We start from the raw sequence: 14,917 nt of genomic DNA, 5'->3' as shown, positions 1-14,917 counted from the left end.
AAGCAAAAGGGGACTTGGGAGATGTTTAAGAACTTATTTAAAATCAAAGAGAGAGAGCCAAAAGAAATTACAGTAGTTGCACCGATCACAGGGGAAATCATACCATTAGAGGAGGTTCCTGATCCAGTTTTCGCACAAAAGATGATGGGTGAGGGTGTCGCAGTGAAGCCTGCAAATGGAGAAGTAATATCTCCAGTTGACGGAGAAGTTAAACTGGTTTTTCAAACGAAACATGCAATAATTGTTGAGGCAGAGAACAATGCTGAAATTCTAATTCATATTGGACTAGATACTGTAAATCTTGAAGGAGAAGGTTTTACTGCCCATGTTAAGGATGGAGATATAGTAAAGGTCGGCGACAAATTAATGAGCTTCGATATCGCAACCATTGAAGAAAAGGCAACGAGTAGTATTACACCTATAATCATTTCAAATACTGATAATGTAAGAGAAGTTAAAAATATAAAAGTAACAGAAGTTACAGCTGGTGAGAATCAGATTTTACAAGTGATTAACTAGTTGAGGAGGAGATAATGCCATGCGAATTGGAGCAATTGAAGCAGGTGGTACAAAATTTGTTTGTGCGGTAGGTAGTCGAAATGGTGAGATTTTAGAACGTTCCTCCTTTCCTACAACTACCCCAGATGAAACGTTAGATCAAGTAGAAGCGTTTTTTCGTGAACATCAAGTAGAACGTCTTGGGGTTGGAGCGTTTGGTCCCATAAATCTGCGCACAGTAAGTGAACAGTATGGCACAATCGGTAATACTCCCAAAATGGCCTGGCGGAATTTCCCGTTACTACAAAACTTAAGAAGTCGTCTAGAAATACCTGTTTTCATTGATACGGATGTGAATGTTGCCTCATTAGGCGAGTATAATTATGGAGTAGCTAAAGATGCTGGGAGTTGTCTTTATATTACTGTTGGAACAGGAATTGGAGCAGGTTTTGTGCAAAACGGAAACATTTTTCAAGGATACGATCATTCAGAAATGGGGCATATTCTGATTCAAAAGCATCCTGAAGATGATTTTGAAGGTGCTTGCCCTAGTCATAGGATTTGCCTAGAAGGATTAGCTGCAGGTCCAGCAATTGAGGCACGTTATGGAAAAAAAGGAATGGAATTAGCTGACCAAAATAATGTTTGGGAATTAGAAGCATATTACCTCGCACAAGCCATCATGAATTATTTTGTCATTCTTTCACCAGAAAAAATTATTATCGGCGGTGGTGTAATGAAACAAGACAAATTGTATCCGATGATTCGCAAGCAATTTATGAATCTATTAAATGATTATATCGAAGTGGAGGACGTCAATCAGCTGATTGTTGCACCAGAACTCAAGGATAATCAAGCAGTGAAAGGTGCCATCGCTCTAACATTACAAGATTAATATTGAGTATATAGAAGTCAGAAAGAACTGTCGTAAATAGCGACAGTTCTTTTTTTATGAGGTTATGAGGTGAGTTAGTTTCGATAGGTACTTGTAACAGTAACTTTTCAAAACTTCCCAGCACACTCCAAGAACATTTCATTTATTATCAAAAGATATTCGATGAAATTCGATGAAAACCGACATTATTAGTATTATTCAGAACAATAATGTTGTAATCTATTTTTAATCATCACAATATTGTACAATGATGATTCTTATATTTGTGATGAAAACGTATACATTATTGAAAAATCAACTGTTATGATAAAAAACAAAGGAGGTCAACAACCGTGTTGGGAGAAAGAGAAGAGCAGATTCTTAACGAATTAATAAAAGATACAAGTATCACAAGCTCGAAATTAGCAGATAAGTACGATCTTTCTCGTCGGCAGTTAGGCTACACCTTTCAAAAAATAAATAATTGGTTAACAGAAAGTCAGTTACCAGAAATTGAGCGAACACGTAAGGGTCAATTTATTATTGATCAGTCCATACTTACTGCAACAGTGACATCAAAGGTTTCACCTATATCAAACCGTGAAGTGATTTTATCCGAAGTGGACCGAGTGAAATTCTTATTAATTATGATCCTTGGTGGTAAAGAACCATTATCATTAGCACATTTTACATCGCAGTTATCCATAAGTAAAAATACGGTTCTAAATGATATGAAACAAGCTCAGAATCATTTAAATGCTTATCAATTAGAGATTCAATATTCACGTAAAGATGGATACCAAATTGAAGGCGATGAATTTCAGGCTAGAAAAGTAATGATTTGGTTAGCGAATGACATTATTCTTCATTCCGATGAAAAGGAAAAGTTACATGAAGCATTGCAACTTGAAGGTAGTTTACTTGAACAATTCCACCGTCGTCTAGAACGAGTGGAAAATAAGCTCCATATCGAATTTACAGATGAAAAATTGATGACGATGCCAACCATTTTTTCTTTGATATTGAGACGGATTCGAAAAGGATTCCAGATTCAACCATTATCCATTCGATATGATGAATTATCCAATACAAAAGAATATCAAGCTACAGAAGAGATTTTGTATGATAAGAGTCTTCCAGTTCCAGAGAAATTATTTATTACTTTAAACTTATTAACAGGTAGTGTACATCGTAACCAACTTTTAATAGAAGACTCTATTCCAGATCTAGTACCAGCAATTGATAAAATGGTTCGGTTATTTGAGAAGAATGCCTGTATTATCTTTCAGGATCGTGAGCAGCTAATCGATAAACTATTACAGCATCTTACCCCAGCTTATTATCGAATTAAGTACAAATTAACCGATGCAATAGTATTTGAGAGCACGTATAATGAAGAATTTGAACAAATTCGACATTTGATTAAACGGGCATTAGAGCCAATTAGTGAAGTAATGGAAAGTAAGATTCCTGAAAATGAAATTACCTACATTGTTATGCTTGTCAGTGGCTGGATGCATATGCAAGGGGAAAGTATGACAGAAAAGGTAAAGGCAATTGTTGTATGCCCACAAGGAGTTTCTGTATCGAGGTTAATGTTTCATCAGTTAAAAGAACTTTTCCCAGAGTTTGTATTCTTAGATTCATTATCAGTCCGAGAATTTCTAACGTATGGGCTAGAGTACGATGTTGTTTTTTCACCAATTGCTTTAGAGACGGAGAAGAATCTGTTTATTTCAAAAACAATGCTACGTCCAGAAGATAAACAACGATTACGTAAGCAAGTGATGCTAGAAGTGTATGACTATATTCCAAACGAAATTAATGTGGATGACATATTAAAAACAGTTGGACAGTATGCGGATGTAAATGATGAAAAGCAATTAAGAAAAGAGTTATATGCATACATCCATCGAGATGAAAACGCAACAATAACAAGACAATTAAGTACTTCTATGGAGTTAGATTTACATGAATTTATAATCCCGAAACATATTACGCTCAGAGAGTCAGTTCCATCTTTTGAAGATGCAATTCGACTTTGTGCTGAACCACTACTGAAATCAGGGCATATTGAGCAACATTACGTAGAAGCTGCGATCAGACATTCTCAAGAAGATTCCTATATTGCTATCGGACCGCACGTAGCAATTCCTCATGCTGCCCCAGAAGATGGGGTACGACAGGTAGGAATGAGCTTACTTCGGATCAAAAATGGTGTGACATATGGAGAAGAGGGTCATCAAATTAAACTAATGATTATGATTGCAGCTGTTGATAAACAACAACATATACATGCTTTAATGCAATTAATGAAAGTTGCTTCATCTGAGACAATTTTACCTAAACTCGTTCAGGCTAATTCAAAGCAATATATTCATCAATTAATTGAAGCTTATGTTAGGGGCAGCTAATTACAGCAAAAGAAAGTGAAGGTAGGGGTGTGACATAATGAGTGAATTACATTTTGAAGAAGATGTTATTTTACTAGATTTAGATGTAGAAAAAAATGAACAAGTACTAGAAAGAATGGGACGAAATCTTGTAGATCTAGGATACGTAAAGGAAAGTTTTATACCTGCAATTGTAGAACGTGAAAAAGAGTTTGCTACAGGGTTACCGACAACGAGTGTTTCGGTGGCTATCCCGCATACCGATTCCATACACGTGAACAAGAAAACGATTAGTATTGGTATCCTGAATTCTCCTGTCGACTTTGTCATTATGGGAGACGATAGCGAAACGACACCAGTACAAATTGTCTTTATGCTTGCAATGGATGAAGCCCATTCTCAATTAACACTTTTACAAGATTTAATGAAGTTATTTCAAGACGAATCATTTTTGCAACAGTTAATTGTAGAAAAGGATAGACGTAATGTGAAGCAATTAATAGAAAATAAGTTAAATTTGTATTCCTTTAAAGGAGGTGAATTGTAATGAAGCAAGTACTAGTAGCATGCGGCGCAGGTATTGCAACTTCTACCGTAGTAAACAATGCAATTGAAGAATTAGCGAAAGAAAACAATATCAAAGTTGATATAAAACAAATTAAAATCGCTGAAGTAGGCACATATGAATCTACAGCGGATTTATTAGTAACAACTGCAATGACGAAGAAAGAGTATTCGTTCCCAGTTATTAATGCTCGTAATTTCTTAACAGGAATTGGTGTGGAAGATACAAAGAAACAAATTTTAGAAGAACTTAAAAAATAAGGTGAAATTGCTCGATTCTAACTTACCAGAGTCGAGCTTCATCTTAAACATGGAGGGGGAGTTTCTGTGCAAGGCTTTGTTGATTTTATTCAAGCGTTTTTAGGATTAGGTGCAACCGTAATTTTGCCAGTTGCAATTTTCTTAATAGGGCTATTGTTCGGTCAAAAACCAGGAAAAGCATTCCGGTCTGGTTTAACAATTGGTGTGGCATTTGTAGGTATTTTTCTAGTAATAGACTTATTGACGTTAAACTTAGGTCCAGCCGCTCAGGGGATGGTCGATCGCTTAGGAGTGAACTTAAATGTAATTGATATTGGATGGCCAGCAACTTCATCTATTGCATGGGCTTCAGCAATTGCAGCATTTATTATTCCTTTGGGATTAGCTGTAAACGTTGTCATGCTTGTTACTAAAACGACGAAAACGATGAACGTGGATATTTGGAACTTCTGGCATTATACATTTATGGGTGCGGTTGTATACGCTGTGTCCGATAGTATCATCCAAGGGTTAATTGCAGCGACCATTTTCCAAATCGTATGTTTGAAAATTGCAGATTGGACGCAACCAATGGTTGAAGAATTTTATGATATGCCAGGTGTATCTGTAGCAACTGGAAGCACCATTTCGTATGCCCCATTTATTTTTGTTGTAAAAGGACTTCAGAAAATTCCTGGATTAAACAAATTAAATGCAGACCCAGATTCTATTCAAAAGCGCTTTGGTGTATTTGGAGATTCGATGGTTATTGGGCTTCTACTAGGTGCAGCTATCGGGGCATTAGCTGGATATGGTGTAGGTGAGATCATTAATATAGGTATTTCCATGGCAGCGGTAATGGTATTAATGCCACGTATGGTAAAAATCTTAATGGAAGGTCTTATGCCAGTATCCGAGTCCGCACGCGAATGGTTAAATAAGCACTTTGGTGATCGTGAAATCAATATTGGTTTGGATGCTGCAGTTTTGTTAGGACATCCATCTGTAATTGCGACAGCTTTAATTTTAACACCAGTGACTGTGTTACTAGCAGTTATCCTACCGGGGAATGCAGTATTGCCATTTGGTGATCTAGCGACAATACCATTTGTTATTGCATTTGTGGTCGGTGCAGCACGAGGGAATATTATTCACTCTGTCATCGTCGGTACGATTATGATTGCTGTTTCTTTATATGTAGCGACGGATATCGCTCCATTATTCACAGATATGGCAACAAATGCAGAAATCAATTTACCTGAAGGATCTGCGATGGTATCAAGTATTGATCAAGGTGGAAATATCGTAAACTGGGTCATCTGGAGATTCTTTGATCTATTCAATTAATTACTTATCTGAATCAATTTCATAATTAATATATGTGATATAAAATCCGAATGTTGCGCTGTTTGATTTCCATTGCAGACGGACGCTTTCCGCAGGCACGGTCTCAGCTAACTTGAAAAGAAAACCGCTTTTCAAGTGGATCTTCGCCTCGTGCTATTCCTGCAGGAGTCGCCGTCTTCCATTGCAATCAAACCCAAAAATTTCCTTTAATCCGAACATTAGCATTTAATCATTCGTTTTTAAAAGAAACTTAGCAATTATGAAATTGATTCATCTTGTATTGAATAGGATTGGCAATCCTTTTAGGGTTATAACTACAGTAGGAGGCACATCGGCATGAAGGCATTAGTGAAAACAGAGCTAGGGCATGGTAATCTACACATTCAAAATGTTGAAGAACCAAGCGTATCTAGTCATCAAGTGAAAATAAAAGTAGCTTATGCAGGTATTTGCGGTTCGGATATTCATACGTACGAAGGTCATTATAAAGTAGCTGCTCCGGTAACTTTAGGACATGAGTTTTCCGGTCGGATTGTAGAGGTTGGTGAAGGAGTTACCGATTTTAAAGTCGGTGATCGTGTTACTTCAGAAACAACTTTTTCTATTTGTGGAGAATGTCGCTATTGTCAAACTGGTGATTATAATTTATGCAATCATCGTAAAGGGTTAGGTACGCAGCAAAATGGTGGATTTACGAATTACTTGATTGCTAGAGAAGAAAGTCTTCACCATTTGCCCGACGAAGTGGATGATCGTTCTGCATCCATGACAGAACCATTAGCATGTACGTATCATGCTATTCAAAAAATAAATATTAAGCCAGGAGATTTAGTCGTTGTGCTTGGACCAGGTCCAATTGGTTTGTTAGCAGCTCAGGTTGCTAAAAGCTATGGAGCTACCGTCATGATGTCCGGACTCGATAATGACAAAATTCGTCTGGATAAAGCGAAAGAAGTTGGCATTGACTACGTTATCAACATTCAAGAAGAAGATATAAAGGAAAAAATTGCAGCTTTAACGGATGGTTATGGAGTGGATGTAGTATTAGAATGTTCTGGTTCGATTCATGCTGCTAATCAAGGTCTCGACTTACTACGGAAAAAAGGAAGCTACGCACAAGTAGGAATTTTTCCAGACTCACATGTGAAGTTTGATATGGAAAAAGTCATTCAAAAAGAAATACATGTTGTAGGAAGTAGAAGTCAAAAATCAGCAGATTGGGAACCATCACTTCAGTTAATGAAAGAAAAGAAAGTAGATGCAAAAGCCTTAGTAACGCATGAATTCACTATTGATCAGTGGGATGAAGCATACCAAGCGATAAAAGACGGAGAGGCAATAAAAGTACTATTAAAACCATTACAAGATTAACTTCATGAGGAGGCTTACCATTATGGAAAAAAGAGAATTAGTAAATATCATTGATTATACGTTATTACATCCAACAGCAAATAAAGCTGACATAGAGAGCTTTTTGCAAGAAGTAGTCAATTATGGGTTTAAAACCATTTTTGTTCAACCATACTTTGTACCATTTGCAGTTAACTGGTTAGCTGATCATGATGTGAATGTTGGTGTTCCAGTTGGATTTTCTTTAGGTGGAGCAACTACGCATGTGAAAGTGGAAGAAACTAAAGAAGCGATTCGTAATGGGGCAAAAGAAATCGATATGCTTGTTAATTTAGGAGCTTTAAAATCAGGGGATTATCAAATGGTAGAAACTGATATTGCAAAGGTAGTAGAGGCGGCAAACGGTTTAAATACTAAAGTAATTATTGAAACAGCTCTATTGAACCAAGAAGAGAAGATAAGTGTCACGGAATGTATTATCCGTGCTGGAGCAGATTTTGTAAAAACAGCTACTGGATTTAATGGTGGTGGAGCAACGGTAGAAGATGTTCGATTATTAAATGAAATCGGTAAAGGGAAAATACAAGTTAAGGCAGCCGGAGGGATAAAGACATATGAAGATGCCTTAGCAATTATTGATGCAGGAGCAACACGAATTGGTTCTAGCGGAGCTATACAAATAATTCGAGGTGAAACATCAACAAGCTCTTATTAATGTGATTGGAAAAGAAAGCTTGCTTGAACAAAACTATTGAAATGAGGGATTTACATGGTTGATGCATTACTAGACTTTATGCTTGGTCCAATGCGAGGTATTAGCCAATTTTATTTTGAATATCAACTGCTTTTCAACTCAATCGTTGTTGGGATAGCAGCATACTTTCTAATCAAAAATAAAAAGAACTCAACCAAAGAATCGAATAACTAGATATAGAGAGGAGCTTTATCTTGGAAGCTTTGAATTTATATGGTATAGAGGATTTGCGTTACGAAGATACACCAAAGCCTATGATTGAAAAAGATGATGATGTCATTATTAAAGTAAAATCGGTAGGCATTTGTGGCTCGGATACTTCTCGATATAAAAAGCTAGGACCTTACGTGGAAGGAATGACATTCGGTCACGAGTTTGCAGGTGAGGTAATAGAAGTAGGAAAAAGTGTCACAAATTTTAAATCAGGGGATCGAGTTGTGGCCTGCCCTACTTTTTCATGTGGGAACTGTCATTACTGTAGGGAAGGACACCCAACTAGATGTGTGGAACTAACTGTAATTGGAGCAAGAAATCCAGGTGCTTATGCTGAGTATACGAAACTACCAGAAGGGCATGTGAAGATTTTGCCAGATTCGATTGATGATGATACAGCAGCTCTGGTTGAGCCTTCCGCTGTAGTTGCGCATGGTTTTTACCGAGCATCAATTACACCAGGTAGTTCGGTAGCGATCATGGGTGTCGGGAGTATAGGATTGTTAGCAGTTCAATGGGCTAAAATCTTCGGCGCTAGTAAAGTGATTGCCATAGATATTGATGATCATAAATTAAAAATTGCTCAAGAACTTGGTGCGGATATTGTGGTAAATCCAATGAAAGAAAATGCTGAGGGAATTGTAAAGCAACATACCGATGAGCTTGGTGTTGACCTTGCTGTGGAATCAGCCGGATCACCTATCACAAGTGAGCAAGTACTTGCTTTACCAAAAAAAGGTGGAGAAGTGGTTTTTCTTGGCATTCCTTATGGTGATATTACACTAAAACGATATTATTTCGAAAAAATTGTTCGGAATGAACTAAGAATTCTTGGTTCATGGAATGCGTTGTCGGCACCTTTTCCAGGGAAAGAGTGGAATGCAACTTTACATTACATGAGCACCGGCCAGTTAAATATAAAACCGATGATTTCTCATCGACTCGGACTGCAAGCTGGACCAGAAATCTTCCATCAAATTACCAATAAACTCTCCGATGCGGTAAAAGTAATCTTTCATCCCGGTAAATAAGGAACGAAGAGACTGGAGAATAACAACAAAAGTCAAGCGCCCGTTTTAAGGAAAGCCGACTAAGAACGCCTCGTCCTGTGCCAACGTCGATATGACCCGGATTCCGGGCCCACGTAGCGAGTGCGACCTGCTTTCAGGGGTGGTTCGACAAGGGTCGAACTTCCTTTTTTTCTTCTGAGATAAAGGAATCACGGTGAGGCAACGAACCGATGATGACTTTCACCCATTGGTTTAAGTGCGACTAAGCCACATAAATAACATAGTAAACGTATCCACAGTTTCAAAATTTTATAATTACCTAGTCCATAAAAAATCAAGTCGAAGTGAAGTCGCTTCGGCTTTTTGCTGCGCAATGAAATGAGATAGCTTATGTGCGGAGAAGAGTGGTATCTAAAAACAGGTAACCTACATCCAGCTCGTTCTATGCAGCCATCTAAAATTTATAGATTAGCATCTGGTACTAGTATCTAGAATAATTTCACGCAGTATAGTATAATCTACTTATTTACGAATTACATTCTAACTTATCATAGTGTTAGATAGAAAGAAGGTAGAAGAAGTGAATCAATCACCATCGAATCATGATGAATCCTATGTAGAAGTTATAGGAGATACTGTGTGCGGAAAACATTTGATGATGACGATTATCATAAGTGTTTGTTTGAGTTTAGCCGGTTTTTTTCTAGGAAGAGAAGTGATCTTCGCAAATATTGCTGCTGAAGAAATGATAGAGTCTTATTCCTTACTATTAGGAATTGGTGGTAGTGTAGCTGGTTTAATTCTCAACACATTTTTATTTAAACCAAAAAGAAGGTTGAATGAAACTGCTAGTACAAGTGATGAGTTATCCTCGGTTTATGAAAAATTGCAATTTGATATACATGAAGAAAGAGAAGCGATTAAAAATGATCCTGTTATTATACAAGAAATGAAAGAACAGGGATTTTACGATATGTTCATGGAAAGTGAGAAGGAAGTTACTCAAGATACGGCATCCTCGCGAAAAAAGGAGGATGATCAATAATGGAGACATTAATGATAGCTATACTCCTCGCGCTGCTAGGAAGTATTATTTTTACTTTAATTGGATTGATATCTGGATCAGATGAGACAGCGGTACTCGTTCCGGCAACATTAATTGTTGTCTTATTGGGCGCTCCTCCCGAAGGTGTATTTGCATTTTTTATGGCGGCTGTGTTATCTAAGCATTTGACCCATGCAATACCAACAGCATTAATGGGAGTCCCTGGTGATACAACCGCAACACCAATGCTGGAGCACGCAGATTTTATGCGACGGATTGGGCTCCCGCATATAGCACTTCGTAAAATGATTTCAGGTGGGATTATCGGAGCATTTATCGCTTTGCCAGTTGCGCTTTTATTTGCAGTATTTTTAAGTCAATTCGGCGAGTTTTTCCAAGAAAATGCCGGGATTATTTTTACATTAGCAGCTGTATTGATAGGGTATTTTTCTAAAGGTCGATGGGCCAGTATTATTTTAATCATACCACTGGCTCTTGTTATCCAAGGACTGAACCTTATAAGCACAACGATTTTAGAAACCAGCTTATCGATAAGTTTCTTCCTTGGTATTGCAATAGGACCGATGTTGACGGATATACTATTAGCATTGTCTCGCAGTGCCCGTCCAATGATTACGAGGCATGAAAAAAATGAATATAAACTAGCTCCTGAGAAAAAATCATGGAGTGGGTATTTTCCAAATCCGTTTAAAGTATTAACAAAGAAACAAACATCTGCTGTGGCGGGAACTTCCTTTTTATCATCGTTGACATTTGCTTTAAGTCCAGTAGGGATGACCGCATTAATGGGGGAATTGGTAGGATCACGAGTGAAAGGTCAATACAAGAAGTCGACAACAAGCCTTTCTACGATGAACGGAGTAACCGAATCTACTTATATTGCGGAAACGATTATTCCGCTCGTAGCTTTTGGTATTCCATTAAGTCCCGTGGCAATCGGTCCGGCACAGGCATTATTCAATGCTCCGCCAGTCTTTACTACAGAACCAGTCAATAATTTGCATACAATGATGGAGCCATTTGAGTTTCTAATATTCGGTTTGATAGGAATTATTATTGCTGCTATTATTGCTTATCCTTTCTCTATGAACTTTGCACGAAAGGCAACGGTTCTCGTATTAAAATATATTAACCAAGAGGCAATTATCGGTATGTTCATTGGAATTGTTGCACTACTAGCCTTTTATGAAGGTGGTATTGTCGGAATTACGGTGACATTTGCAATGGCGATGGTTGGTGGTATACTAAATCGATTCCTCGGAGTAGGTGTCGGTGTGCAATTTATGGTATTCTATGGTTCGAGTTGGATTGTAGGAGCATTATTAGGAATGTAAATGGATTAGATACAGGAGTCCTCTTCAGCTACTGAAGTAGACTCCTTTATTTTTGTCTAGGAAATTATAAAATTTTGGGGCTGTGGATGAACAACTAAGTTATTTAGCCACGTCCAGCTCCAGCGCCCATCACCTATTGTCCTTCCGGAAACCTCCTTACGATAAAGAAGACTGCCGAATGTTCTTTGTGAGGCATAGTCGCACTTATGCCATGGTGAAAAGAAGACTGCCGATTGTTCTTTATGAGGCATAGTCGCACTTATGCCAATGGTGAAAAGAAGACTGCCGAATGTTCTTTGTGAGGCATAGTCGCACTTATACCCTTGCGGTGAAAGTCAACATCGATTCGCATACGCTTATCGTGTTTCCTTTATCTCAAAGAAATAAAGAAGTTCGACCAGTCGAACCACCCCTTGAAAAACAGGGGCGCAGGACATACGGTGATAAACGGGCGCTTGCGCTTTTGTTCTTGGAATGAATTTTCTTTCCCTAGCTAGTTAAAGCTATGCCTGCGGATAAGCGCCGTCTGCATGAATATGGATTTTACATTACATATATTAATTATGAAATTAATTCGGTTAAATGAAAATTAAAAAGGATGGTAAATGATGAAGTTAATTGCAATCGATTTAGATGGAACATTATTGTCAGACGAAGGAAACATAAATCAAGTAAGTAGTGAAGCAATTCGAAAAAGACAAGAAGCAGGGGATATCATCGCTATTTGTTCGGGAAGATCACTACATGATACAAAAGAATTAACAAAGCGAGCAGGATTAGACTTACCCCTTATTACTGGAAATGGAGCAGTAACTTATGCGGACCATAAGGTAATGGAACATTTATCAATGCAACCTCGCCTTGTAAAGGAACTAATGGAAAAAGCAGATAAAGAAGGACTGTACTATGAAATTTATACGAACGAAGGAATCTATCTAGAAAGAGATATAACTGCTATATTAGAAAAGGAAATCGATGATTATCCGAATATTAGTGAAGAAGATCGCGAGAAAATGAGAACCATGATTGCGACACAGAAAGATCAATTTGGGCTAAAGACCGTAGAAGACTACCATTCCATTAATTATGAGTCATTGGATGTATACAAAGTATTTATATTATCATTCAACCTCGAGTTATTAGCAAAATTAAATGAAGAGTTACGAAATAGGGGAGATGTATCTATTACTGGTGCAGGTCGCCAAAAAATAGAGATTGCACATGAGAGTGCGAGTAAAGGGAATGCATTACGAAGTCTAGCAAGATATTTTCAAGTCCCGATGGAACATACAGTGGCTATCGGTGATAATTTTAATGATATCCCAATGTTTGAAGCAGCCGGTGAAAGTGTTGCGATGGGAAATGCAGAATCAGAAGTAAAAGAAAAGGCTGACATAACTACTAAAAATTACAACGAGAATGGTGTAGCATATGCGCTGGACCACTTGATAAAATAGATTGTTGTTTTAATAGGCGATTGAAGAGGATACTCCATTATAGTCCGGAAAATAAGCTGTCCCTTGGGCATCTTCGACTAATACTATCCCTCTGAAATCGTCTATTTTTTAGGTTATCACCCAAAATTGATATAGTATTTGCGTATCCATATTCGGTCATTCTTTTTGCCTGAAGTGATCGGGACTTTATTACTTTTAATATTTCAGTTTCGACAATGTGATATAAATAAATCAGTAATTATAAGATAAAAGTCATATTGATTTCGACAAAATCCACTAAATGTAAACCCTACATTTATTATATACAACGAAGTTCCTAGTCTTATTTTATAAATTCCAGTAATTTACAATAGCGTCAATAGTCCTAATTAATGGTAGGATATTCCTTTATACAATTTACAATATACTAAAAGTCAGGTAAAAAGAAGTGCAACCAAAGATGAATATCGAATAATTCATAACTATTTAACTATTTTAAAAATAGTAGCATTCTAGGATTTATGTTATGAAGTAATTTGCTAGTATAGGTAATAGGTTAGATAGACAACAAAGAAATCCACAATATATCTCACAGAGAAAGGGGATGTGTTGATGATAAAACGATTAATCATCTTGGTTGTGCTGTTCATCGGCTTATCCTATTCTACTACATTTGCTGAGAAGGGGGATCAATTAGCAGTTTGGGACTATCATAGCACGATGTTTCAGGACTTATTTCATGATGTAAACAAAGAAAACAAAGCTGAACATCAGGAGTATTTAACTACCTATCTTCAGGAAACAAAGCAACGATCTTTGCAACAAATAGATGGCTATCAACAAATCTATTTACAGCAGTTGGAACAAGAGAAAGAAGTATTGCTACAGAAAGATTGGAAGGAAATAGAGAGTCACTTAAAGCGGGATTTAAAAGTAGAAATAGATGCTAACTGGAATGAATTTTTACAAGGGGTTTTATCAGAATATTAAGTCTTTATTTAATGTCCTAGTTATCTTATTGATAGTAGAGAGGGGTCAGACAAATGAAAGTAAAAGGATTAAAGAAAAAGGTCGTTGCGGGGGTATTAGCAACAAGCGTGGTAGTTAGTTCAAGTGTCGTATTTGCAAGCACACCAGCTGGTGAAGGATTACGTGATTGGTATAACGGATTATTTAATGAAAGTGTAGCTTCTATCGAATCCAAGGCAGAAAGTATGACAACGGAACGTTTTAATGAATTGGAATCGGAATATGCACAAATTAAGTCTGATGCAGCAATAGATATTGATTTATCACGAGAATTATCTACAGGTCAATCGCTTGATGAAATCATTTCTGCAAAATTAGATCATATTGAAGGAATAGATGCAGAGAAAGCGGCGATTTTAGAGGATATTGGTTATGAATATTATAATGTGTTTTTAGATGCTTATTTGGAGATTGAACGGTTGGCTAATGAAGGCGAGGCATTCGCTACAAACGATTTAACCAATTATACATCTGAGCTTGGAGAAGAAGCAGTAACACAATTAACTTCGGATTTAACGACTGCTAAAGATAATGCGGTGCAAGAACTGGAAGATGCAATTCAAGCTGCGCAGGAAGAATTAGCTGCTGAAGTGAGTAGTCATGAAGCAGCAACAATTGAAAATATTTCTGATTGGTTAGGTTGGACAATCGATGATTTACGAGCATCAGTAACTACTTTACTTGATGATCTGGTAGCTGAACAAGAAGCAATTATTGTAGCAAAGGCACAAGAACTTGAAGATGATGCAAAAGCTGCTTTAGACGCAGTTATAGATGGAATTAACCAATAAGCAAACTCTTACATGTAA

Annotated in this window: 15 protein-coding genes; all 15 read left to right on the top strand. The window is 37.2% G+C overall.

Features of this window, described 5'->3' with window-relative positions; translation table 11 throughout:
• Window positions 1-21: 21 nt before the first annotated feature.
• The 15 genes from OB_RS14090 to OB_RS14020 all read left to right on the top strand — a co-directional run bounded on the left by OB_RS14090 (window position 22) and on the right by OB_RS14020 (window position 14,899).
• A complete protein-coding gene (locus OB_RS14090; RefSeq protein WP_011067152.1) occupies window positions 22-519 on the top strand; it encodes a PTS sugar transporter subunit IIA in 498 nt (165 codons plus the stop codon).
• A 19-nt stretch (window positions 520-538) separates the two neighbouring features.
• On the top strand, window positions 539-1,393 hold the full coding sequence (locus OB_RS14085; RefSeq protein ID WP_011067151.1) for an ROK family protein: 855 nt from the start codon (window positions 539-541) through the stop codon (window positions 1,391-1,393).
• A 332-nt stretch (window positions 1,394-1,725) separates the two neighbouring features.
• On the top strand, window positions 1,726-3,786 hold the full coding sequence (locus OB_RS14080; protein WP_041544305.1) for a BglG family transcription antiterminator: 2,061 nt from the start codon (window positions 1,726-1,728) through the stop codon (window positions 3,784-3,786).
• 37 nt (window positions 3,787-3,823) lie between these two features.
• On the top strand, window positions 3,824-4,312 hold the full coding sequence (locus OB_RS14075) for a PTS sugar transporter subunit IIA (protein ID WP_011067149.1): 489 nt from the start codon (window positions 3,824-3,826) through the stop codon (window positions 4,310-4,312).
• A complete protein-coding gene (locus OB_RS14070; protein WP_011067148.1) occupies window positions 4,312-4,590 on the top strand; it encodes a PTS sugar transporter subunit IIB in 279 nt (92 codons plus the stop codon). The genes OB_RS14075 and OB_RS14070 overlap by 1 nt, the downstream gene beginning before the upstream one ends.
• Before the next feature lie 66 nt (window positions 4,591-4,656).
• Window positions 4,657-5,916 (top strand): galactitol-specific PTS transporter subunit IIC, encoded by a 1,260-nt coding sequence (locus OB_RS14065; protein WP_011067147.1) that lies wholly within the window; start codon window positions 4,657-4,659, stop codon window positions 5,914-5,916.
• Window positions 5,917-6,252: 336 nt separating this feature from the next.
• Window positions 6,253-7,287, top strand: a complete 1,035-nt coding sequence (locus OB_RS14060) for a zinc-binding dehydrogenase (protein ID WP_011067146.1) — start codon at window positions 6,253-6,255, stop codon at window positions 7,285-7,287.
• A 22-nt stretch (window positions 7,288-7,309) separates the two neighbouring features.
• The gene (deoC, locus tag OB_RS14055) at window positions 7,310-7,981 is read left to right on the top strand and encodes a deoxyribose-phosphate aldolase (RefSeq protein ID WP_011067145.1); all 672 of its coding nucleotides are present in this window, start codon (window positions 7,310-7,312) and stop codon (window positions 7,979-7,981) included.
• Between the two features lie 54 nt (window positions 7,982-8,035).
• Window positions 8,036-8,194, top strand: a complete 159-nt coding sequence (locus OB_RS18515) for a hypothetical protein (protein WP_173338120.1) — start codon at window positions 8,036-8,038, stop codon at window positions 8,192-8,194.
• A 20-nt stretch (window positions 8,195-8,214) separates the two neighbouring features.
• The gene (locus OB_RS14050) at window positions 8,215-9,264 is read left to right on the top strand and encodes a galactitol-1-phosphate 5-dehydrogenase (protein ID WP_011067144.1); all 1,050 of its coding nucleotides are present in this window, start codon (window positions 8,215-8,217) and stop codon (window positions 9,262-9,264) included.
• Window positions 9,265-9,823: 559 nt separating this feature from the next.
• On the top strand, window positions 9,824-10,288 hold the full coding sequence (locus OB_RS14045) for a hypothetical protein (RefSeq protein WP_011067143.1): 465 nt from the start codon (window positions 9,824-9,826) through the stop codon (window positions 10,286-10,288).
• Window positions 10,288-11,643: a tripartite tricarboxylate transporter permease gene (locus OB_RS14040; protein WP_011067142.1), complete on the top strand. Its 1,356-nt coding sequence runs from the start codon at window positions 10,288-10,290 to the stop codon at window positions 11,641-11,643. The genes OB_RS14045 and OB_RS14040 overlap by 1 nt, the downstream gene beginning before the upstream one ends.
• Window positions 11,644-12,251: 608 nt before the next feature.
• Window positions 12,252-13,100 (top strand): Cof-type HAD-IIB family hydrolase, encoded by an 849-nt coding sequence (locus tag OB_RS14030; protein ID WP_011067141.1) that lies wholly within the window; start codon window positions 12,252-12,254, stop codon window positions 13,098-13,100.
• A 591-nt stretch (window positions 13,101-13,691) separates the two neighbouring features.
• The gene (locus tag OB_RS14025) at window positions 13,692-14,069 is read left to right on the top strand and encodes a hypothetical protein (RefSeq protein ID WP_011067140.1); all 378 of its coding nucleotides are present in this window, start codon (window positions 13,692-13,694) and stop codon (window positions 14,067-14,069) included.
• Window positions 14,070-14,122: 53 nt separating this feature from the next.
• Window positions 14,123-14,899 (top strand): hypothetical protein, encoded by a 777-nt coding sequence (locus tag OB_RS14020; protein ID WP_011067139.1) that lies wholly within the window; start codon window positions 14,123-14,125, stop codon window positions 14,897-14,899.
• Window positions 14,900-14,917 lie beyond the last annotated feature (18 nt).

Origin of the sequence: Oceanobacillus iheyensis HTE831 (assembly GCF_000011245.1) — a bacterium.
Lineage (GTDB): Bacteria > Bacillota > Bacilli > Bacillales > Amphibacillaceae > Oceanobacillus > Oceanobacillus iheyensis.
This window is presented reverse-complemented; position numbering and strand designations above follow the sequence as displayed.